The sequence below is a fragment of the Tumebacillus permanentifrigoris genome (assembly GCF_003148565.1).
Classification (GTDB): domain Bacteria; phylum Bacillota; class Bacilli; order Tumebacillales; family Tumebacillaceae; genus Tumebacillus; species Tumebacillus permanentifrigoris.
Map to the genome: position 1 here is coordinate 169,639 of NZ_QGGL01000001.1, position 21,134 is coordinate 190,772.

Here is a 21,134-nt window from a genome sequence, read left to right on the forward strand (position 1 = left end):
CCCGATATCTCTCTCTGTATAACAGTCTAATTATAGTACTTCCACCCCCCACCCGTCAAAATCTCATAAAATGGGGCGGATAAGCAGAGAGTAGAGACAAAGACCTCTCGGAAGGAAGGCTGTGCGATGAACAAACTCTTTCAAAGCGTCCTCAAAAAACTGCATCGCCGCCCCAAGTTGGAGCAGCAGAGCCAGCCTGACGCCAAGCCGATCAAAAAAAACATCGGCTCCTACGCAGAAGACATCCGGGCGATCAAGGCCGCGTTCCAAGGCTGTGATGACATCAAATTACGTGAACTCGCACAGGGCACGATCACCGACAGCCCTGTGTTTGTTTCCTACATCGAATCCCTCGTCAAAACAGAGTGGGTGGAGATGGCCTTCTCGCACATCCACACCTTGACCGACCCGGAAAGTTCCATCCGCCCGAATGAAACGTCAGGCAGCATGGATGTCGTCCCCCTCCAAACCGTCAAAGACGCGATCCAATACGTGCTCGACGGGTGGACGGTGTTCATCGTACAGAAAACCAACTGCGCCTACGCAGTCAACACCTACTTCCCGCCGACGCGCAACATCGACCGTTCCGAGGCAGAGTCGGTGATCCTCGGCCCGCAGGAAGCGTTCAACGAGTCGATCCAAATCAACCTCTCACTGCTACGAAAAAGACTGAAGTCGACCGACCTCAAAGTCTCCTTCACCCGCGTAGGCCGCTTCAACAAAAAATTCGTCGCCATCCTCCACCTCGAAAGCATCGCCCCGGATGAATACGTGGACTCGATCACCGAGCGCATCAACCGCGTGGACATCGACGCACTAACGGACAGTGGCGAACTTGCCCAACTGCTCGACGACAACCCGTACTCACCGTTCCCACAGTTCCACATGACGGAGCGCCCGGAACGGATCGTCTCCCATCTCTGTGACGGAAAAGTGGTCGTGTTCTCCGATGGCAGCCCGTTCGCCCTGTCTGGCCCGGCCTCCTTCATCGAATTTTTCCAGACGTCGGAGGACTACGACAACCGTTGGTTGAGCGCATCCGTCATCCGCACCCTGCGCCTCGTCGGGGTCTTGATCTCGATCTCGCTGTCAGCGCTCTACGTCGCCGTCGTCACCTATCACTACCAGTTGATCCCGACCAACATGCTCGTCACGCTCACCCAGTCTCGTGCGCGGGTGCCATTTCCCCCGCTCTACGAAACGCTGCTGATGGAAACCACCATCGAATTGTTGCGGGAAGCGGGCGCCCGACTGCCGACCAAAGTCGGACAGACGATCGGCATCGTCGGCGGTATCGTCATCGGACAAGCGGCCGTCACCGCCGGCTTGACCTCCAACATCCTGATCATCTCCGTCGCGCTCTCCACCGTCGCGTCGTTTATCACACCGAGTTACATCATGTCGAGCGCCCTGCGCGCCATCCGCTTCCCGCTGATCCTGCTCGCCGGCTGGTGGGGGCTGTACGGGATGTTCATCGGCTATCTGATGTTGATCCTCCACTTCCTACGCCTCTCGTCGCTGGGTGCGCCCTACTTCACACCGTTTGCCCCGCTGCGCTTGGTTGACTGGAAGGACACCTTCCTCCGCGTGCCGTTGCCCTTCTTAAAATACCGCCCAACGAACACGATGGCCAAAGACAACCAACGCATGCCCTTCACCCAAGAAGTAACGCCTACCGCGCTCTCACCGACCGAAGGCACATCAGAGAAACCCCAAGGGAGTGACCCCAGTTGAAAAAAGGCCCGACCCCCAGCAACATCAACGAACGCAAATTCCGCTCGCTGGGCTTTCTCGACGTCCTATTTCTCATCCAAACCGTCCAAGTCGGCATCGGACTGTTCGACCTGCCCCGCGTCATCGTCGAAGAAGCGGGGCACCCGGGTTGGATCAGCATCATCATCGCCGGAACCCTCGCACAGCTCGCGGTCTGGATGATCGTGTTGGTGACCAGACGCTTCCCCGAACAGGACCTGTACGAGATCTTCACTCGGCTGTTCGGCACATGGGTTGGCCGAGTTTGCGGAGGTCTATTTGCCCTCTACTGCCTCACCATCGCCACAGTGGTCTGCCGCGCCTACATCGAGGTCGTGCAACTCTGGCTGTTCCCGACGACCTCCACCAACGTTTTCTACATCCTGTTGCTGCTCCCGTGCTACTACGCGGCGACGGCGGGGGCTCGTGTGCTCGGGCGCTTCGGGATCGCGACGTTCCTTGCTACTGTATGGATGATGTTTCTCTTGATCGTCCCTGCCCGCATGATCACACCGGAGTACTACCTCCCGCTTTTTGACACCACTGCAGTCGGGTTGCTGCGCGCCACTTGGAAAGTCTCGATATCAGCCGTCGGATTTGAACTGTTGCTGGTCTATCACGTCTTCACCAAGAAAAAGGAAAAAAACATGCTCGCCGCCTCCCTTGGCATCTGGTTGACCACAACCATCTACCTGCTCGTCTCGATCATCGCCATCGGCTTCTACAGCCCTGGACAGATCATGAAAGTGATCTCCCCTACCTTGCATATGTTCCAAGTCGTCGAGTTGCCGATGATTGAGCGCATCGAGCATATCGGGATCTCGACGTGGTCCTTTCTCGTCGTCAGTACGGTTGCGACGTACCTGTGGGCAGCAGGACGTTTCCTCTATTCCTTTGGCAAATGGAGCGAGCCCCGTTGCGTGCTGGCCACGCTCCCCCTCGTGCTGGTCATGGGGATCTGGAGTCAAGACACCTTGCTGATTACCAAGATCGAAACCATCCTTGGCACTACAGGAGGAATCGTCTCAATCCTGTTGCCCGCCTTGCTCCTGCTGGCTTCTATCATCCTACGCAAGCGCGGGTCGGCCTCTCCCCCCGCCGAAGACACCCCGGAGGTGAACGCTTCATGACGCACCGCACACCGCTCTGGCAAAAGCGCTCCCGCCCGCTGTTGCTGGCGCTCGCGCTCACAGTCGCTGTGGCGGGGTGTGCCAGGCCCTATGTCCTCGAAGACCTTGGCATGATCCTCACCGGCGGATATGATCTCTCGAAGGACGGCAAGCTGCTGGTTACCATCACCATGCCTGACATCAGCGAAAATGGCGGGAACCAGACGCTCACCCTGACCTCCAAGGGTGACCTCAGCAAGGAAGCGCGAGAGAACATCGGACTCGCGACCGACCGCCAAATCGTCAGCGGCCAGATGCGCGTCGCCGTGTTCTCAGAGGAGTTGGCACGCAAGGGCATCTGGCGTGTGCTCGACACGTTGATGCGCGACGTGAACATCACCAAGACGCTGGTGCTCTGCGTCTCAGAAGGCAAAGCAAGCGATCTGCTCAAAAACAAAGTGCCCACCCGCCCCTCCAGCGGTCGCTACCTCTATGAACTGCTCAAAAAGTCGCAAAAAAACTATGCCGTCCCCAAGACGTCGATCCAAGACTTTGAACGGCTGTATCTCGACCAAGGTTCAGATCCGATGATTCCCTTGGTGAAATTGGAGAACAAAGTGATCGTCGCCGCCGGAACCGCGCTGTTTCACAATGACAAATATGTCGGTTCGATCTCCCCAGAGGAGACCAAGATGATGTTGCTCCTGCGCGGCACCGGCGAAGGCGGCGACATCAAACAAACCCTGCACACCAAGGGGCGCGACGGGATCAATGACCAAGTGATGCTCACCTTCGTCCGCACCAAACACAAACTGAAAGTCGAGATGAAAAACAACCGTCCACACCTCATCTATGATGTCAAAGTCTCTGGGCAAATCATCGAGTACTCCGGTGATGATGACCTGACCGACGATAAGGTAAGAAAAAATGTTGAGAGTCAGATCCAAGCGGGGCTGACCTCGCGCATGAAAGACCTGATCGACCAATTTCAAAACAAATTCCATGTCGACCCGCTCGGGATGGGCACTCATATCAAAGCGGCTGCTCTCTACAAACAACCGTGGACAGAAGACCTCTGGCGCAGCGTCTACGAGAAGGCGGATATCGACGTCAACTTCAAACTCAAAATCATCCGCACCGGGATCATCCGCTAACAAAAAAAAGCGGAGCCGTCTGCACGACTCCGCTTTTTCCACAGATATTAAGGAACTGCTGGTGTCATCCCTGGGCCGATCGCTGGGATGATGCGAGTCAGATCCGTGATGTCATCGCTGAACATCGTCAGCGAATGCCCTGAACGAATCTCATCGGCGATGCGTTGTACACGGCGTTGCAACGCGCGATCCGCCGTGATGTGTACGCGTTTGAACTCCGGTGCCTGCACCAAGATGCGCTGGCGAACCGTCTGCACCAATTGCGCCTGCGCTTGGGGCTTGACGCCTTTGTCGAGGTTGAGCGCGATGATCGCCGTCTGTCCCACCACGAGCGCTCGCGCATTGGCGACGCCATTGACCGAGTGCGCCAGATCCGCGAGGCGATCCGCAGTGAACGTGTGCGGGTAGACCCCTTGCGTCAGATCGGAACCCCCGCCGGGGTTGGCAAAGGAGCGCAAGTCGATCGACGGGTTGGCGATGTTGTTGCGGCCTGCGAGATGCTCGCGGTCACCGTCGCCATCAACATCGATGTTTTTGTTGTCCCAGTTCGGCACGCGGTGCATCTCTTGGCCGGGTGCAATCTCGACCGTGTTGACCCCGTACCGGTTATCTGACCCATTCTGCGCACCTTTGGTGCAACCGGTCATACTGGTTAGCGAAACGACAGCCAGCATGACAGCAAGACCTTGGACCCACTTGTTCTTCTGCATCAAGGTCACCTCCTTCGGGTACCGTTAGCTTGCCCGGCAGGAAGTGACGTGACACTGGGAATTGGTGTATTAGGCGCGGCTGTACTTGTCCTCCTGCAAACTGTTGGTCGAGCGGCCCGGTGGCACTTCATGGCAGTGACGGCATCGCGCTTCATACGCTTCTGCCGCTCCCACCTGAATGATCGGATCGTCGATGCCTACAGGTTCGCCGTTGATCAAGCGCTGGTTGCGGTTCGCCGGGTTGCCACAGACCGTACAGATCGCTTGCAGCTTCGTGACGTACTCCGCGATCGCCAAAAAGTCTGGCGTCGGACCGAACGGCTCCCCGCGGAAGTCTTGGTCAAGGCCCGCGACGATCACACGAATCCCACGGTCTGCCCACTCTTGGCAGCGGGAGATGATCTCGCGGTCAAAAAATTGCACTTCGTCGACAGCGATCACTTCGATGCCCGGTTCGATCATGTCGACGATCTCCGCGACAGAACCGACCGCATAGGCATCCTCCTTCTCCCCACTGTGTGAGACGACGGCGGTCTGGTGGTAGCGGTCGTCAATTCTCGGTTTGAACACTTGCACCGATTGGCGGGCGATCTTGGCCCGCTTGACCCGCCGAATCAACTCCTCGCTCTTGCCCGAAAACATACTTCCACAGATGACCTCGATCCACCCAGGCTTGTTCATGAAATGCAACCGCGATCTCTCCCAACTTCAATAGATATGGCTGTATATAGCGTACCCAAGAAACAATAAAAGCAGGGCAGTAGAAACTGCCCTGCTTTTTTGTCACGTGTCTTAGATTCCGTATTTCTTCTTGAACTTATCGACACGACCGCCTGCATCCAGAAACTTCTGTTTACCGGTGTAGAACGGGTGGCACTGCGAGCAGATCTCGACCTTCAGGCCTTCCTTAACGGAACCGGTCTCAAACTTATTGCCGCAAGCACAGGTGACGGTGGTCAGATTGTACTTCGGATGGATATCAGTTTTCATTCCTGTTCACCTCTTCCTAGCCATAGATTGTGCCATGGCTCTTTGTTCACACGCAAAAGTTAATATAACACATAGAACGCAGAGGAAGCAACAACATCTCCTACATAAAAATGCTTTACAAGTTTCAAAAATGGGTGTACTTTAAGTGGTAGAGTTTACTCTATAACGAGCGACTTAAATTGCTCGATGATGTATATCATGACCCGTATTAAACAACTAGGAGGGTGTACTTTGATTTCTTTGGGGCAAAAAATCCGTGAGTTGCGCATTCGTAAAGGATTAACACAGCAAGAGTTAGGCGCCGGGATCGTGACGATCTCTATGATCAGTCAGATCGAATCGGATAAAGCGTACCCGTCGCATAAAGTATTGGAACAGATTGCGACTCGTCTGGAGACGCCGATTGAATACTTTGTTGCAGACATGCAGACACAAATGGAACAGAGCAGTACGTACAAGTTGGCACGCGCCTATCTGGCCGCCAAAAATTTCGACCTCGCGATCCCGTTGTTTCGCGATCTGATCTCCAACCCAGCTCCGCACTTATTGGTACATGAAGTTCAATACGATCTCGCTGATGCCTTGCTCTCAAGCGGCGAAACCGACAAAGCGGTCGAGCTGTTTGAACAAGTGCTGGACACCGTCGTTCGTAAAAATGACGATGCCTCCGCCCTGCTCTGTCTAAACAAACTGGGTGAAGCGCGCTATGACCAAGAGAATTACCCGCTGTCGCTCTACCATTGGCACAAAGCCTATGAGACGTTCTCCCGCGTGAAGGAGATCGACCCCTTCACGCGTGCGCGGATCATCACCAACCTCGGACACGCCCACTTCAAGCTCGGCGAATACGCCGAATCGGTGCGCTTTTATCGGGAAGCGTATAATTTGCTGCGGGGTAGCACCAACATGCGTCAACTGGCAGACGTCTACCTCGGGCTTGGAAACTCGTACAAAAACCTCGGGGAATACTCGCGTGCGATGGACTATTGCCACGACGCGTTGACGATTTATGAGAGCTTGCAGAACATCCGCCAGGCGATCGATGTCAAAGTGAACTTTGCCTTGGTCGAAGCGGAGCGCGGCGATGTCAATGAAGGCGTCGAACTGTTGCATGAATGCCTCGCCGAATACCGCAAGCACGAACTGCCGACCGACAACCTGCGCATCCACAGTGAGATCGCCACCCTCTACATCCGGGCTGGTCGCTTGCAGGAGGCGGAAGCATTCTGCCAAGAGACGCTGTTCCTGCTCCCCGAACACGCCCAAAACCTCGCGGGCGTCTACCAATCGCTGGCCCGCGTCAAACGCGAGCAGGGCGACACGACCGCTGCAATCGATTGGATTAAGCGCGCCATACACTTGCACGAGTCCCGTGGACACCGCTCCGAACTGCGCACGGCGATTCAAGAGCTCTCCGAACTGTACGAACAGATCGGCGACTATGTTTCCGCCAACGAAACCCTGCGCCAACTGCACACCGTACTGGACACCTCTCTGCGCAAAATCGGAATCCTCGTCTAGGCAGTGATTCCCACAGTAAGCTCCCGCATGCTCGTCAAAAGAAGCCCATCCTCCGCGATTGGCTTCTTTTTTGTTGAAATTTGTCGTAAATTGTAGTTATAGGGCTTGTAAATTTTCTAAGTTGATGCTAACGAAATTGCTATTAGTATGTTGTAATATGGGATTGCTTATGTATAATAGAACGTAAGACATCCGGTCATAAGAATTTATGCATATTTATAAAATCAAATAGACGATTGCATAGACCGGTACCCAATGGGAGGGTGTTCTCGATATGAAAAAACGCACGAGTTTGTTTGTCATCGTAAGTTGCGCACTGCTGAGTTGTATGCTGGTATCGCCATCATTGGGGGCTTGGTGGAATGAGCCCGGACCCAATCACAAAACGTTCCCCAGTTGGCCACCTAATTGGCCACCCGGTTGGAGCACACACCCGCACTTTCACCTGTTGGCGGACGCAGAAGTCGTCCCGCCTGAGGAACCGGTGGAACCACCGGTGGTCCCGCCTGCCATCGACTCTACGTGGTGGAACGAAAATGGCCCCAATCACTAAGCAAAAAGCCTCCTCGCCACATAGGGCGAGGAGGCTTCTTTTCTGATTAGCGCTTCGTGCGGCGCATCTGTTCCGGCGGGATGTGTGTAAACGAACCGATCACGGTGTTCGGGCACTCTGCACGGAAGATATCCAGCATCGACTTCATGCCGAGCAGTTCACCGCGTTGCTTCGGGATGTGGTTCAAGTACCACTCCGGGTCGATGTTCAAGTTGCGCATCTGGATCAGCTTGACGTTGTTCTGGTTGATGAAGTCAACCATCGCTTCGATCTCTTCCTCGCGGTCGGTGACACCTGGGAAGATCAGATAGTTGATCGAGGTGTAGACCCCTTTGTCTGCCGCATACTTCAAGGATCGGCCGACATTCTCCACCCCATACAAGCGCGGGCGGTAGTAGGAATTGTAGTGATCATCCAGCGCTGAGATCGTCGAGACGCGCATCAGATCGAGACCTGCGTCCGTGATCAGCTTGATCATGTCGGTCAGGCCAGCATTGGTGTTGATGTTGATGAAGCCGCGATCGGTCTGTGTACGCACACGGCGGATCGCTTCTGCGATATCCACACCGCGCGTCGACGGTTCGCCTTCACAGCCTTGACCAAACGAGATGATCGAATCATCGCCTGCGGTCTGCAAGTGATGGACCATCAACTGGGTCATCTCCTCGACGGTCGGCTTGAAGTCCATGCGCACTTGCGGCGACGGGAACGGCGAATCGTCCGGCTGCTCGGAGATGCAGCCGACACAGCCTGCGTTGCAGGTCATCGAGACCGGGAGCGAGCCTTCCCAGCGTTCGAGGAAGGTGTTGCGCGAAGTCAGGCATCCGTACTCCAGCGCACACTTGGTCAGGTGGTTCCAGATGCGGTTCTCCGGGTAGAGCTCCGTGATTTTTTGCACAGCCGCTTCGACTTTGTCATCAGGAGCGCTCAGCGGGTTCCACTTGTCCGGGTCATCGCTGGCTTCGGCCGCCACATAGAAGCCATCGTCCTTCCAGACCACTGCGGTGTAACCAAAAAGCGGCCAGGTTTCACTCTGGTCCTTTTTCGCATACGCGGGCAGCAACAGGCGGGTGAAGCCCTGCGGCAGCAGCGCGCCGACCGCAGACAACTCCTCTGGGAGTGCGATCGTCTTGCCCGTCTCCGGGTCGAGGCCGAGCGCACGTGCCCCAGGCAGCGAGACCAGCGTGGCGCCTTCCGGGAGCGGAATCAGTTCTTCATCATAGATATCGGTCAAAAACTCCCCGTTGCGCCCCAGCGCCAACAGGTCGGCATGATCGTAGATTTGTCCTTTGGTATCTGCATACACGAGATGCATGTCGGGATTCCCTCATTTCTAAATAACCTGACCACTATTCTAACACAAAGAACCGAATGCATGCGCATCCGGTCCTCTGACAGACCTTACGTTTGTTCGTTGAGTTGCTTCTGTTCCTTCTGCCCCTCGATGGTCGCCATGAACTCCTCGTTCGTGGTGGTTTTCTTGAGGTTGCGCAGGAACGACTCGGTGAAGTCTCCCGATTCGCTCATCGTCTTGCGCATCGTCCAGATCTTGTCGAGGTGGTCCGGGTCCATCAACAACTCCTCGCGGCGCGTACCCGACTTGCGGATGTCGATCGCGGGGAAGATGCGCTTCTCCGCCAGACGGCGGTCGAGTTGCAACTCCATGTTGCCCGTTCCCTTGAACTCTTCGTAGATCACATCGTCCATGCGCGAACCGGTCTCCACCAGCGCCGTTGCGAGGATGGTCAGCGAACCGCCCTCCTCGATGTTGCGCGCCGCGCCGAAAAAGCGCTTCGGTCGGTGGAGCGCCGCCGGGTCGATCCCGCCGGACAGCGTGCGACCAGACGGGGGAATCACTAAGTTGTAAGCGCGGGTTAGACGGGTGATCGAATCGACGAGGATCACGACATCCTTGCCGTGCTCGACCAGACGCATCGCGCGCTCCAGCACCAGCTCGGCAACCTTGATGTGGTGTTCCGGCACCTCGTCAAACGTCGAGGCCACGACTTCCGCGTTCACAGAACGCTGCATGTCGGTGACTTCCTCCGGGCGCTCGTCAATCAGCAGAACGAACAGTTCCGCCGTCGGATGATTGGTGGTGATCGAATTGGCAATTTCCTTGAGCAGCAATGTCTTGCCGGCCTTCGGAGGTGCGACGATCAGACCGCGCTGGCCAAATCCGACCGGCGAGAGCAAGTCGATGATCCGTGTGGAGATCTTCTCCGGGAGGGTCTCCATCTGGATCTTGCGCGTCGGGAATAGCGGGGTGAGCGCCGGGAAGTGGATGCGCTCCGCCGCTTGTTCAGGGGTCATGCCATTGACCGCCTCGACTTGGAGCAAGCCGAAGTAGCGTTCGTTTTCCTTGGGCTTGCGGACTTTGCCCGATACGCGGTCCCCGATGCGCAGATCGAAGCGGCGAATCTGGGACGCAGCGACGTAAATGTCTTCGGTGGACGGCAAGTAGCCGACCGGACGCAGGAAGCCATAGCCATCCTGCATGATCTCCAAGATGCCCTCTGCGAACATCAGACCTTCCTCCTCCGCTTGAGCGCGGAGAATCGCAAAGATCAGTTCCTTTTTCTTGAGCGTACCGTAGTACGGGATCTCAAATTGCTTCGCCAACTTGTACAAGTCGGTCAGTTTCTTTTCCTCTAATTCGATCATGTTCATGGGCAAGTGGCACCGTCACCTTCACAACATCATAATGCCCTTATTATACCACTTTTTCTAGCTATCAAATATATGATGCAAAAATTATTCTAATTGAATTTTACTTACAATTGACTAGACCATCACCAAGTGCGGCTTGAGATCGAGGTTGTGACGAGCTTCGACGAAGCGCACCGTTCCGGTCTTCGCACGCATGACGACCGAGTGCGACGTGCAGATGCCGTTGCCGAGGAAGCGCACACCCTTGAGCAGTTCGCCATCGGTGACGCCCGACGCGGCGAAAATCGCGTCATCGCCTTGCACGAGATCGTCGAGCAAGAGGATGCGGTTGGCATCATCAATGCCCATCGTTTTGCAACGTGCGATCTCTGCGTCATCCTCCGGCTTCAAGCGGCCTTGGAATTCCCCGCCGAGGCATTTGATCGCAGCGGCCGCCAGCACGCCTTCCGGAGCGCCGCCGGAGCCGAACATGATGTCCACGCCCGTCTCCTCGAAGCAGGTGTTGATCGCAGCGGCGACATCGCCGTCCGAGATCAGTTTGATGCGGGCGCCTGCCGAGCGAATCTCTTCGATCAGCCCTTGGTGACGTTCGCGGTCGAGGAGCGTCGCGACGACGTCCTTGACTTTTTTATTGGAGGCTTTGGCGACGGCTTCGAGGTTTTCCTTGACGGTGGCGTCGAGGTGGACGAGCCCCTTGGCGCGCGGGCCGGCCGCGAGTTTTTCCATATACATGTCCGGAGCGTGGAGCAAGGTGCCCTTCGGTGCGACCGCGACGACGGTCAGACCGTTCCAGAGCCCTTTGGCGACGATGTTGGTGCCTTCCAGCGGATCGACGGCAACGTCGAGTTGCGGGCCCCAGCCAGCACCCAAACGCTCGCCGATATAGAGCATCGGTGCCTCGTCCATCTCGCCTTCGCCGATCACGACGGTCCCCTTCATGTTGACCGAGTCAAACATCGCGCGCATCGCGGTGGTGGCGGCGTTGTCAGCTTCATTTTTCTTGCCAGACCCGACCCAACGGGCGGCTGCCAAGGCTGCTGCTTCGGTGACACGTACGATCTCAAGCGCTAGTTCACGTTCCATCTAGAAAGTCATCTCCGTTTCACTGTGCTGTCTCTTCGTCCTTGATTATAACACATTGGAGGTAATGTGTTATACCATTTTATGCAGGAGAGCTAGGAATGCTTGTCGAAGTGGGGGGTTGTTGGATTCGGAACGGATGGAGGCGACTTGATGAAACGGTCGCGTCGAGGGATGCTGTTGTATTCATTGATGTTAACGTTGGTGGCGACGCTGGGCATTCTCGCCGTGGTGTTGCGTCCACCTGAGGGCTGGAGCCCGATCGTGCAGGAACAGTATACGCGGTGGTTCGGCGAACGGACGCTCCCCTCCCAACCCTTAGTCGCGCCGACGCCGCATGAGTCGGCCTATGAGTTGCACGCCGTATTTGATGACACGGCCCTCGTGATCCATGCGGAGGCGACGGTGAGAATCCCACAGTTGAAGTTGGATGGGATTCCTTTTTACCTCTACACCCCATCCGGGTCGATGCAGATTCGTCGGGTGCAGCTCAACGGGCAGGATGTACCCTACGATCTGACGCCCAAGCAATTGACCCTGCAGACGGCAAAAAGCGACACACCTCAGACGGTGTCGCTGACCTTTGACGTCCGCGTGCCGGAGAGTGCCAAGCGGTTCGGACTGTGGAAGGGGGTCGCGACCGTGAGCTACTGGTATCCGATCCTCGCCGTCGAGCGCGACGGGAACTGGGTGCCTCGCCCCGACTCGCTGGGATTTGGCGATCCGTACCTGATGGACCTCGGAAACTATGCAGTGGAATGGAACAGTCCCGCCGGATACAAGTGGTACGGGTCAGGAACGAAAGTCACAGAGGCCCCCGCGGAGGGCGGGCGTGTGCTCACGACGTGGAAGGCCGATCACGTCCGCAACTTCGCCCTCGTCGGCGGGCGTGGGTTTCAGGAGACGGAGTTCGCGACGGGCTATGGCACGCGCGTAGTCGTCGCGACGGTGGAGCCTGCGCGATTGGCACAGGTGACCGAGTTGGCGCACTCAGCGGTCGGGACGTACTCCGCGCGAGTGGGGATCGATCCGTATCCCGTGTTGAACGTGTTGGAGTTGCCCAGCGGCACGGTCTATGCGCACGAGTTGCCGAACATGGCGTTGTTCAGCCAAGACTTGTGGGGTTATGACGATCCTGAGCATTGGATTGCGCATGAGATCGGGCATGTGTGGTTCTACAACGCGGTTGGGAATTATGAAGCGGAGACACCGTGGTTGGATGAAGGATTGGCCGATTACCTGTCGCTGTTGGAGCAGGAGAACCGCCAAGGGCTCGCTGCGTACCAAGCGACGATGGCGGCGAATTGGCAGCGTTTCAAGTCGGGCAACACCTACTCCCCGTACAAACCCGGCACGCCCGCCGGGGTGAAAAACGGCGAGACCGCCGTTCCCTATGGCAGCTATGCGACGTCGCAAGCGCACTATTATTACAGCTACCTGCGCCCGATCCTGATGTACCATGACTTGCGGGGGCAGTTGGGGGATGAGAAGTTTTTCAAGTTCCTCCAGCAGTATTACCTCAAAAACGTGGAAAAAACAGCGACGCGCGGAGATCTAGAACAAGCGCTCTCCGACATCGACCCGCAGATGGTGGCGCGGATGAAGCTGTGGTTGGATACGCCCAACGATCTCTTGATTCCGCAGGTGCAGGGAAGTTTCGGTGGCTAGGTCATTCTCCTTACATAAAAAAGGGTCTCTCCACTCGCGGAGAGACCCTTGTCTTTTATCTGGTCGCTAGTTTGGTGAGGTACTGGGTCATGGTGTTCAGAGCGACTCCGATCGCGTCCTCGCTAGGCTCGATCTTGGCGTGATGCAAGCCGTAGGGGGTGTCTACACCCAGCCAGAACATGAAGCCAGGGATCTCAGCGAGGAAGTAACCGAAGTCCTCGCCCGTCATCTGTTCCCGGCAGACGACGAGATTCGCAGTGCCTGTCTCTTGCAACCAGTTCATGAAGTCGGTGGTCAGCGCCTCGTCGTTGAAGACTTGGCAGTAGTTCGCGCCATAGTCGATCTCCGCTTTGCATTCAAACCCGACTTCAATCCCCTTCACGACCGCCTCGATGCGCGACTTGATCTTCGCCATCGACTCCATCGACAGCGTGCGGATCGTGCCTTCGAGGCGTGCGCGTTCGGCGATGATGTTCTGACGGGTGCCCGCCTCGATCTTGCCGATCGTGATCACACCAGCGTCCAGCGGGTCGATGTTGCGCGAGATGATGCTCTGCAACTGGGTCACGAGGTGCGCCTGTGCAATCACCATGTCATGGGTCCTATGCGGGAACGCCGCATGACCGCCCTTGCCCACCAAGTCGATGAACAACTCCGACGTGTTGGCGAACAGGATGCCGGGGCAGGTCGCAATCGTGCCGACCGGGTATTCCGGGGCGATGTGCAACGCGAAGATCAGGTCCGGTCGCCACGCTTGAAACTCAACGCTTGCCAGCATCGGCAACGCCCCACCTGGGCCTTCCTCCGCCGGCTGGAAGATGAACAGCAAGTCATCGTCCACCGCATGCTCCGCGAAGTGCGTCAACACGCCCAGTCCGATCGTCATGTGTACATCATGCCCACACGCATGCATATACCCCGGATGTGTCGAACGGAACGGATACGACGTATCCTCGGCGATCGCCAACGCGTCCATGTCGCAACGGAACCCGAGGGTTCTCGTCGGACGGGAGCCTTTGACTTTGACGAGGATGCCCGTGCGCCACACGTTGACTTCGAGACGCTCCTGTGGGAGCGTCGAGATGTAGTTCAGGAGGTACTGCTGCGTCTTGAACTCTTGGAAACCTGGCTCCGGGATCTGGTGCAGATCTCGGCGGATCTGGATGAACTTTGCGGGAGTCGACATGGATCAGGCTCCTTACAGTTGACGAAGCTCTTGCATGATCTCCGTCTTGGACTTGGTTTTCGCGTCGATCTCTTTGATCACGCGCGCGGGTGCTCCAGCGACGACCACACCGGCCGGAACGTCCTGCGTGACGATCGCGCCCGCTGCCACAACAGAGCCTTTGCCAACGCGAACCCCTTCGAGGATCACTGCGTTCGCGCCGACCAGCACGTCGTCTTCGATGACGACCGGCAGTGCGGACGGCGGTTCGATGACGCCCGCGATGACGGAACCTGCGCCGATGTGGCAGTTGTTGCCGATCGTGCCACGACCCCCGACGACGACATTCATGTCGATCATCGTGCCCGCACCGATCACGGCGCCGATGTTGATCGAGGCGCCCATCATGATCACCGCATTGTCGCCGATCTCCACCTGGTCGCGGATGATCGCGCCCGGTTCAATACGAGCTTTGATGTTTTTCATATCGAGTAGCGGAATCGCCGAGTTGCGACGATCGTTCTCCACCACGTAATCCACAACTTGTTCGCCGGCCGCTTCCAGAGCCGGACCGATCTCTTTCCAGTCGCCAAATACAACGCCTACGTTGCCGGTCAGGAAGGTTTTGGAGTTCGCGCCGAAGTCGATGCTTTCCAGATCGGTACCTTTGATATGTACTTTCACCGGCGTTTTCTTCTCGCTTTTTTGAATGAATTCAATAATTTCTCGTGCGTCCATCATGTTGCTCATCGTTCATTCCCCTTCCACACAGATGTATATGTAATCATAGCATAGACCTACGCCTTTTTCGCTCGTCCCCACCCGAACACGCCGTAGAAAATCACGACGATGCCGAGCAATTCTCCAAGCGGCAACCACTCCGGGTAGCCCAGAACTGCCAAGCGTCCCACCATCGACAGCAGCACCGCGCCCGCCGCGATAAACAAGTTTCCGGCGAAGCGGGTCTTCCACCACGACCACAGCGGACCGAAGATCAGGATCATCCCGCCCACGCCCGACAGAATCGGAGGGAACACCGAGCGGATCACCGAACCCTTCTGCAGCGCATCACCACCGATGGCGGCACCGTTTTGCGACAGGATGGTCGGGTCAGGTGTGACCATGAGGAGCAGATAGGCAAATACAGCCATCAAGGCGAGCGTTACGAACAGGTAGATATGCCCGACCCTTGCCTTGAAGAGCATGTACATCTCACCTGCTGCCATGATCGCGACCAGCGAGACGGCGTTGAAATAGTAGAATTTGTACATCGGTGCGCTCCAGCCAAACGCCAGTGCATAATATTCACCAAATGAGGCGCTGGCATAAGAGAGCATGGAGATCGCCCACCAGAGTTGGTACGACCGCTGACGTTCCCCGTATTGGCGGAACAACATCACGGCAAACCACGAGGAGACGAGGGTAGCCCCCAACGGGACCCAAGCAGATGCGTTCATGAGGTAGTAAGTCCCCTTTCGTACAACAGAAAACAAGCACCTCACAAGAAGGTGCTTGGGAAGTACTGCGTAGTGTTTGCTTATTTCTGCATGCTATTCCAATCGGCCAAGAAGCGCTCGATCCCTGCATCGGTCAGCGGATGCTTGACGAGCGAGGTCAACACGCTGTACGGCATCGTGCCGATGTGCGAACCTGCCAGAGCAGCTTGCGTCACATGCATCGGGTGACGGATCGAAGCCGCGATGATCTCGGTTTCGATACCGTGCACGTCGAAGATCTGCACGATGTCGTTGATCAAGCCCATGCCATCGGTCGAGATGTCATCGAGACGACCGAGGAACGGCGAAACGAACGTTGCGCCGGCACGTGCAGCCATCAGAGCTTGGTTCGCGGAGAAAATCAACGTGACGTTGGTTTTGATGCCGCGCTTCGAAAACTGGTGGCAGGCCTTCAAGCCTTCCAAGGTCATCGGGAGCTTGATCGTGATGTTCTCGTGGATTTCAGCCAGCTTCAGGCCTTCTTCGACCATGCCGGTTGCATCCAGCGAGATGACCTCTGCAGAGATCGGTCCATCGACGATCTGCACGATCTCGCGCAGCATCGCATGGAAATCGCCACCCTCCTTCGCGACGAGCGAAGGGTTGGTGGTGACGCCAGCGATCACGCCGAGTTCGACCGCTTTTTTGATATCAGCTACGTTAGCAGTGTCCAAGAAAAATTTCAAGGGTCATACCTCCTCGATGAGTTCAGATCTAGGATGCGATAAAAACCCCGAAATTACGCGCGGCCGGAGGAACCGAACAGGCGCATTTTTTCCTTGACGACTTCCTTGATAGCCTCTTTGCCCGGGCCAAGGTATTTGCGCGGATCGTAGACTTTTGCGTCCTTGTTGAAGATCTCGCGAATCGTATGGGTAAATGCGATCTGGTTTTCGGTGTTGACGTTGATTTTCGAAACGCCCAGCGAGATCGCTTTGCGGATGTCTGCGTCCGGGATGCCGGAGCCACCGTGCAGAACCATCGGGACGTTCGAGAGCAGGTCGCGAATCTCTTCGAGGCGATCGAAGGACAGTTTCGGGGTGCCCACGTACACGCCGTGTGCAGAACCGATTGCCGGTGCCAGTGCGTCGATGCCGGTCTCTTCAACCAGGCGCAGCGCTTCCGCCGGCAGGGCGAGGGTTGCGTCGAGTTCGTCGACCGTCAGATCATCCTCGGTGCCGCCGATACGGCCAAGTTCGCCCTCGACTTCGATGCCCAGCGGGTGGCACAGTTCTACCACTTGCTTGGTCAGCGCGATGTTTTGCTCCAGTGCGTAGTGCGACGCGTCGATCATGATCGACGAGAAGCCTGCGCGCACACACTTCACGACATACTCGAAGCTCGGGCCGTGGTCGAGGTGCAGGATGACCGGAACTTTCGCGGTCTCTGCTGCCACGCGTGCCATCGCGACGGTGTAGTCGATGCCCATGTACTTGATTGCGCCTTCGGAGCAACCCAAGATGACCGGGGACTTTTCTTCGTTCGCCGCTTCGACGATCGCTTTGGTGAATTCGAGGTTGTTCATGTTGAACTGCCCTACCGCATAACCGTTTTTGAGACCGTCAAGCAACACTTCTTTAAAAGATGCGAATGCCATGATGTGCCTCCTCCGTCCTATCGTAGAATTTGGGTTCTGTCTCTAGTATGTATGAGCCTCTGGTTTCTGCTCTTATCATACCGCTTTTTACCCAACATTTACAGTGGACAGCCCCAAGATTTTTCTTGCCTCTTGTGGCGATGCCACTTCACGACCCAGTTCCTTGGAAAGTCTGACAATTCGCTCCACAAATTGGGCATTACTGGTTGCCAGCACGCCCTTTTCATAGTAGACATTGTCTTCAAACCCGACGCGCACATGTCCGCCGAGCAGGATCGCCATCGTATTCAACGGCAATTGAGCCCGTCCGACTCCGGCAACCGACCATGTCGAGCCTTCCGGAATCGACCGCACCATGTGCAGCAGGTTCTCCACCGTCCCGGCGATCGCACCCGGAACGCCGAGCACGAAGTCGAAGTGCAAGGGTTCGCGCACGAGCCCTTTTTTCAAAAGGCGCAAGGCGTTCGTTATCATGCCCACGTCGAAGATCTCCAATTCCGGGCGCACCCCGTGGTCGAGCATCGCTTGGGCGAAGGTCTCGATATCACGCGGCGTGTTCATGAACACATCGTCACCGAAATTGACCGTGCCGACTGTAAGCGTTGCCATCTCCGGGCGTAAGGTCACCGGTTGCAGACGCTCCGCTGGCGTCATCCCCACCGCACCACCGGTGGAAACTTGGACGATGATGTCGCACTTGGCTTCGATTTTCGCGATGATCTCTTGGTAGATGTCTCGGTCCTGCGAGGCACCGCCTGCGCCGTCCCGGGCGTGGATGTGCGCGATCGAGGCTCCTGCTTTCCACGCTTCATAGGCCGCATCTGCAATCTCATCCGGTGAGAGCGGCAAGTTCGGCTGGTGCTCACGAGTGACTTCCGCCCCGACGAGCGCGACGGTGATGATCAGTTTCTCCACGTTTACTCCCCCTGTTGCAGGCGTTGTTTGTCCTTGGGCGTGACGCAGGTGCCACTCGCGTAGGTGACGAGGATCGGCTCCTCGAGCAATTCCGCCGCCGAAGGGTTGGCCGGGTCGATGTTACCACGGATCACTTTGTAGGCGTGGAACTCCATTTTCCGCGAGGTGTTGCCGACGTGCGTGATCTGCCCGTGTGCTTCGATGTAATCCCCCGCATAGACTGGGGCTTTGAATTCAACTTTGTCATACGCGACAAACAGACCTTCGTCGCCGTCGAGACGGATCAGCAGTTCGGTTGCGACATCTCCGAACAGTCCGAGCATCCGCGCTCCATCTACGAGGTCGCCGCCGTAGTGCGCATCATGTGCGCTCATGCGCAGGCGAATCATCACTTTGTCCACAGGGTATGCCTCCTACATTCTAAGATACGAGTTGTGCGTTGACAGCTTGGCGCAGTTCGTCGATGTCGAACGGCTTGGTGAAATGGGTGATCGCGCCAAGCACGGTCGCTTCCTTGATCAGGTCGAGTTCACCGTAGGCGGTCATCATGATCACTTTGGTATCCGGTTCGATGGTGCGGATATGGCGAAGTATCTCCAGGCCGTCCATGCCCGGGATCTTCATGTCGAGCAGGACGAGATCCGGCTGGTGTTGCTTCACGATTTCTAATGCGGTCACGCCGTTCGGGGCTTGGAAAATGGTATAGCCTTCCTTGTCGAGCACCTCTTGTAAAAGTACACGAATGCCATATTGATCATCCACGATGAGAACTTTTTTATCCTTCCGATCCATTTCGGTAAGGCCCCTTTCTAACAATCCAGTATCCCAATATACTATGTGTAATTCGCTTCCAAGGGTAGAAATTCCTTTTTAGGAAAGATGGGTCGAAAGTAGTAAGTATCCGAGATTTTCTGCGGTTTTTCGACGTATTCTGCGATTACGGTTCTATGAAAAAGACAGCACTCCCCGTGGGGTGCTGTCTTTTTTTGCTAGAGTCCGACTTGGGCGACGGGTCTTAGTTCAGGCGATAGACTCGTGCTTCGTAAGGGCGGGTTGTGAAATTGCGGATGTCTTGGGCCGGGTCCACTTCGTAGTTGCTGATCAGCAACTCGGCGGTTTGGTAGGTCACTTCCTTCGGAAGTTCGAAGGCTTGGTCGCTGCAGGTGAAATTCAGGATCACGAGCACGCGCTCCTCGTTGAGCGTTCTCGTGTACGCGTAGAACGTCTCGCTGTCTGAGAGCAGCTCGTCGAACTCGCCATAGACGAGCACGAGGTTGTCGCGGCGCGTTTGGATCAGGCGCTTGTAGTAGTTGTAGATCGAGTTCGGGTCGCTGACCGCTTGCTTGGCATTGATCTGGGGATAGTTCGGGTTTACTTGGAGCCACGGTGTGCCGGTGGTGAATCCTGCATGTTCGCTGTCATCCCACTGCATCGGCGTCCGCGCATTGTCCCGCCCTTTGATGTAGATCGATTCCATGACCTTGGCTGGGTCTTGGCCCTCTTGGTGCACTTTTTCGTTGTACATGTTGTGGGTTTCGATGTCTTGGTAGTGTTCGATGGTGTCGAACTTGACGTTCGTCATCCCGATTTCTTCGCCCTGATAGATATACGGCGTTCCTTGCAAGGTGTGGAGCAGGGTGCCTAACATTTTTGCCGATTCCAGTCGATAGGTCGAATCGTCCCCGAAGCGCGATACCATGCGCGGCTGGTCGTGGTTGTTCAGGTATAGCGAATTCCAGCCCTTGCCGCGCCCGAGGCCATATTGCCACTTGCTCATGATGCGCTTGAAGTCCGTCAAGGTATACGGAACCACGTTCCACTTGCCACCCGGCCCTGAATCGATGTCCATCAGCTCGAACTGGAACAGCATCTGCAATTCATGCCGGTCATCGTTGACGTAGTCAATCGCTTGTTCGGGCGTGACGCCCGGCGTTTCCCCGACGGTCATGATGTCGTACTTGGACAGCACTTGTTCGTTCATTTCTCGGAGGTATTCGTGAATTTTGGGGCCGTTCATGAAGTAGTCGCCACCTGACGCGTACTTGCGCCCCTCCGGATTGGGTGCATCCGGCAAACCCTCGACTTTGGAGATCATGTTGATCACGTCCATGCGGAATCCGTCGATCCCTTTGTCCAACCACCAAGTCATCATGTCGTACACTTCTTGGCGGACTTTCGGGTTCTCCCAGTTCAGGTCCGGTTGCTTTTTGGCGAACAAGTGCAGGTAGTATTGATCCGTTTGTTCGTCGTGCTGCCACGTCGATCCGCTAAAAATCGATTCCCAATTGTTCGGTTCCGTTCCGTCTGCTTTGGCCGCACGCCAGATGTAGTAGTCCCGATATGGATTGTCGAGGGACTTGCGGGATTCCACGAACCACCGATGCTCGTCGGAGTTATGGTTGACCACGAGGTCCATGATCAGTTTCATCCCTCGGTCGTGCAGCTCCTGCAGGAGTTGGTCCCAGTCGCTCATGGTGCCGAATTCATCCATGATCGCTTGGTAATCGGAAATATCGTACCCGTTGTCGTCGTTCGGGGATTGGTAGACCGGACTCAGCCAGATGATGTCGATGCCGAGGTTTTTGAGGTAATCCAGTTTGGTGATGATACCGGGGATGTCACCGATCCCGTCCCCGTTGCTATCCGCATAACTGCGCGGATAGATCTGATAGACGGTACCCTCTTTCCACCATTTGCGTTCCATATGTATCCTCCCTCGTGCCTGCGTTTTTTCCAGTATACCCCCACAGTCAA

20 protein-coding genes are annotated in these 21,134 nt (G+C 56.3%); 5 read left to right on the forward strand and 15 right to left on the reverse strand.

From position 1 onward, the window contains the following. Positions 1-126 precede the first annotated feature (126 nt). Genes C7459_RS00770 through C7459_RS00780 form a run of 3 tightly spaced genes read left to right on the forward strand, consistent with a single transcriptional unit; the run spans position 127 to position 4,015 of the window. Positions 127-1,734 (forward strand): spore germination protein, encoded by a 1,608-nt coding sequence (locus C7459_RS00770; RefSeq protein ID WP_109685268.1) that lies wholly within the window; start codon positions 127-129, stop codon positions 1,732-1,734. Then, entirely contained in the window at positions 1,731-2,882 is a 1,152-nt protein-coding gene (locus C7459_RS00775) for a GerAB/ArcD/ProY family transporter (RefSeq protein ID WP_109685270.1), read from the forward strand. Before C7459_RS00770 ends, C7459_RS00775 begins: the two co-directional genes overlap by 4 nt. Then, complete coding sequence (locus tag C7459_RS00780) at positions 2,879-4,015, forward strand: Ger(x)C family spore germination protein (protein WP_109685272.1); 1,137 nt, start codon at positions 2,879-2,881, stop codon at positions 4,013-4,015. The genes C7459_RS00775 and C7459_RS00780 overlap by 4 nt, the downstream gene beginning before the upstream one ends. Before the next feature lie 47 nt (positions 4,016-4,062). Here the strand turns inward: C7459_RS00780 and C7459_RS00785 are convergent, their stop codons facing one another. The 3 genes from C7459_RS00785 to rpmE all read right to left on the reverse strand — a co-directional run bounded on the left by C7459_RS00785 (position 4,063) and on the right by rpmE (position 5,715). Beyond that, positions 4,063-4,725: a YhcN/YlaJ family sporulation lipoprotein gene (locus C7459_RS00785; protein WP_109685274.1), complete on the reverse strand. Its 663-nt coding sequence runs from the start codon at positions 4,723-4,725 to the stop codon at positions 4,063-4,065. Between the two features lie 69 nt (positions 4,726-4,794). Next, positions 4,795-5,415: a thymidine kinase gene (locus C7459_RS00790; RefSeq protein WP_109685276.1), complete on the reverse strand. Its 621-nt coding sequence runs from the start codon at positions 5,413-5,415 to the stop codon at positions 4,795-4,797. 102 nt (positions 5,416-5,517) lie between these two features. Beyond that, positions 5,518-5,715, reverse strand: coding sequence for a 50S ribosomal protein L31 (gene rpmE / locus C7459_RS00795; protein WP_109685278.1), 198 nt, complete (start codon positions 5,713-5,715; stop codon positions 5,518-5,520). A 231-nt stretch (positions 5,716-5,946) separates the two neighbouring features. Here rpmE and C7459_RS00800 point away from each other — a divergent pair, with 231 nt between their 5' ends. Further along, positions 5,947-7,236, forward strand: a complete 1,290-nt coding sequence (locus C7459_RS00800; RefSeq protein WP_170119189.1) for a helix-turn-helix domain-containing protein — start codon at positions 5,947-5,949, stop codon at positions 7,234-7,236. Positions 7,237-7,835: 599 nt separating this feature from the next. On the opposite strand, the gene C7459_RS00805 is transcribed toward C7459_RS00800, so the two are convergent. The 3 genes from C7459_RS00805 to glpX all read right to left on the reverse strand — a co-directional run bounded on the left by C7459_RS00805 (position 7,836) and on the right by glpX (position 11,542). Beyond that, positions 7,836-9,104: a radical SAM family protein gene (locus C7459_RS00805; RefSeq protein ID WP_109685282.1), complete on the reverse strand. Its 1,269-nt coding sequence runs from the start codon at positions 9,102-9,104 to the stop codon at positions 7,836-7,838. Between the two features lie 86 nt (positions 9,105-9,190). Beyond that, positions 9,191-10,459, reverse strand: coding sequence for a transcription termination factor Rho (rho, locus tag C7459_RS00810; protein WP_109685284.1), 1,269 nt, complete (start codon positions 10,457-10,459; stop codon positions 9,191-9,193). Between the two features lie 114 nt (positions 10,460-10,573). Beyond that, entirely contained in the window at positions 10,574-11,542 is a 969-nt protein-coding gene (glpX, locus tag C7459_RS00815; protein WP_109685286.1) for a class II fructose-bisphosphatase, read from the reverse strand. 150 nt (positions 11,543-11,692) lie between these two features. On the opposite strand from glpX, the gene C7459_RS00820 reads away from it, so the two are divergent. Beyond that, a complete protein-coding gene (locus C7459_RS00820) occupies positions 11,693-13,207 on the forward strand; it encodes a M1 family aminopeptidase (protein ID WP_109685288.1) in 1,515 nt (504 codons plus the stop codon). Positions 13,208-13,262: 55 nt separating this feature from the next. Here C7459_RS00820 and C7459_RS00825 read toward each other — a convergent pair whose 3' ends face one another. The 9 genes from C7459_RS00825 to C7459_RS00865 form a co-directional block, all read right to left on the reverse strand. Next, positions 13,263-14,393: an N-acetyldiaminopimelate deacetylase gene (locus C7459_RS00825; protein WP_109685290.1), complete on the reverse strand. Its 1,131-nt coding sequence runs from the start codon at positions 14,391-14,393 to the stop codon at positions 13,263-13,265. Between the two features lie 12 nt (positions 14,394-14,405). Next, positions 14,406-15,122 (reverse strand): 2,3,4,5-tetrahydropyridine-2,6-dicarboxylate N-acetyltransferase, encoded by a 717-nt coding sequence (gene dapD / locus C7459_RS00830; RefSeq protein WP_109685292.1) that lies wholly within the window; start codon positions 15,120-15,122, stop codon positions 14,406-14,408. Between the two features lie 47 nt (positions 15,123-15,169). Next, on the reverse strand, positions 15,170-15,829 hold the full coding sequence (locus tag C7459_RS00835) for a hypothetical protein (RefSeq protein WP_109685294.1): 660 nt from the start codon (positions 15,827-15,829) through the stop codon (positions 15,170-15,172). Between the two features lie 80 nt (positions 15,830-15,909). After that, positions 15,910-16,554, reverse strand: coding sequence for a fructose-6-phosphate aldolase (gene fsa, locus C7459_RS00840; RefSeq protein ID WP_109685296.1), 645 nt, complete (start codon positions 16,552-16,554; stop codon positions 15,910-15,912). Between the two features lie 53 nt (positions 16,555-16,607). Then, positions 16,608-17,465 carry a class II fructose-1,6-bisphosphate aldolase gene (gene fba / locus C7459_RS00845; protein WP_109685298.1) on the reverse strand — a complete coding sequence of 286 codons (858 nt, stop codon included), beginning with the start codon at positions 17,463-17,465 and terminating at the stop codon, positions 16,608-16,610. A gap of 87 nt (positions 17,466-17,552) precedes the next feature. Continuing rightward, the gene (kce, locus tag C7459_RS00850) at positions 17,553-18,380 is read right to left on the reverse strand and encodes a 3-keto-5-aminohexanoate cleavage enzyme (protein ID WP_109685300.1); all 828 of its coding nucleotides are present in this window, start codon (positions 18,378-18,380) and stop codon (positions 17,553-17,555) included. Positions 18,381-18,382: 2 nt separating this feature from the next. Continuing rightward, a complete protein-coding gene (gene kal, locus C7459_RS00855; protein ID WP_245884355.1) occupies positions 18,383-18,781 on the reverse strand; it encodes a 3-aminobutyryl-CoA ammonia lyase in 399 nt (132 codons plus the stop codon). Positions 18,782-18,800: 19 nt separating this feature from the next. Then, complete coding sequence (locus C7459_RS00860) at positions 18,801-19,172, reverse strand: response regulator (protein WP_109685302.1); 372 nt, start codon at positions 19,170-19,172, stop codon at positions 18,801-18,803. A gap of 223 nt (positions 19,173-19,395) precedes the next feature. Continuing rightward, positions 19,396-21,084 (reverse strand): glycoside hydrolase family 13 protein, encoded by a 1,689-nt coding sequence (locus C7459_RS00865; protein WP_109685304.1) that lies wholly within the window; start codon positions 21,082-21,084, stop codon positions 19,396-19,398. Positions 21,085-21,134: the final 50 nt, after the last annotated feature.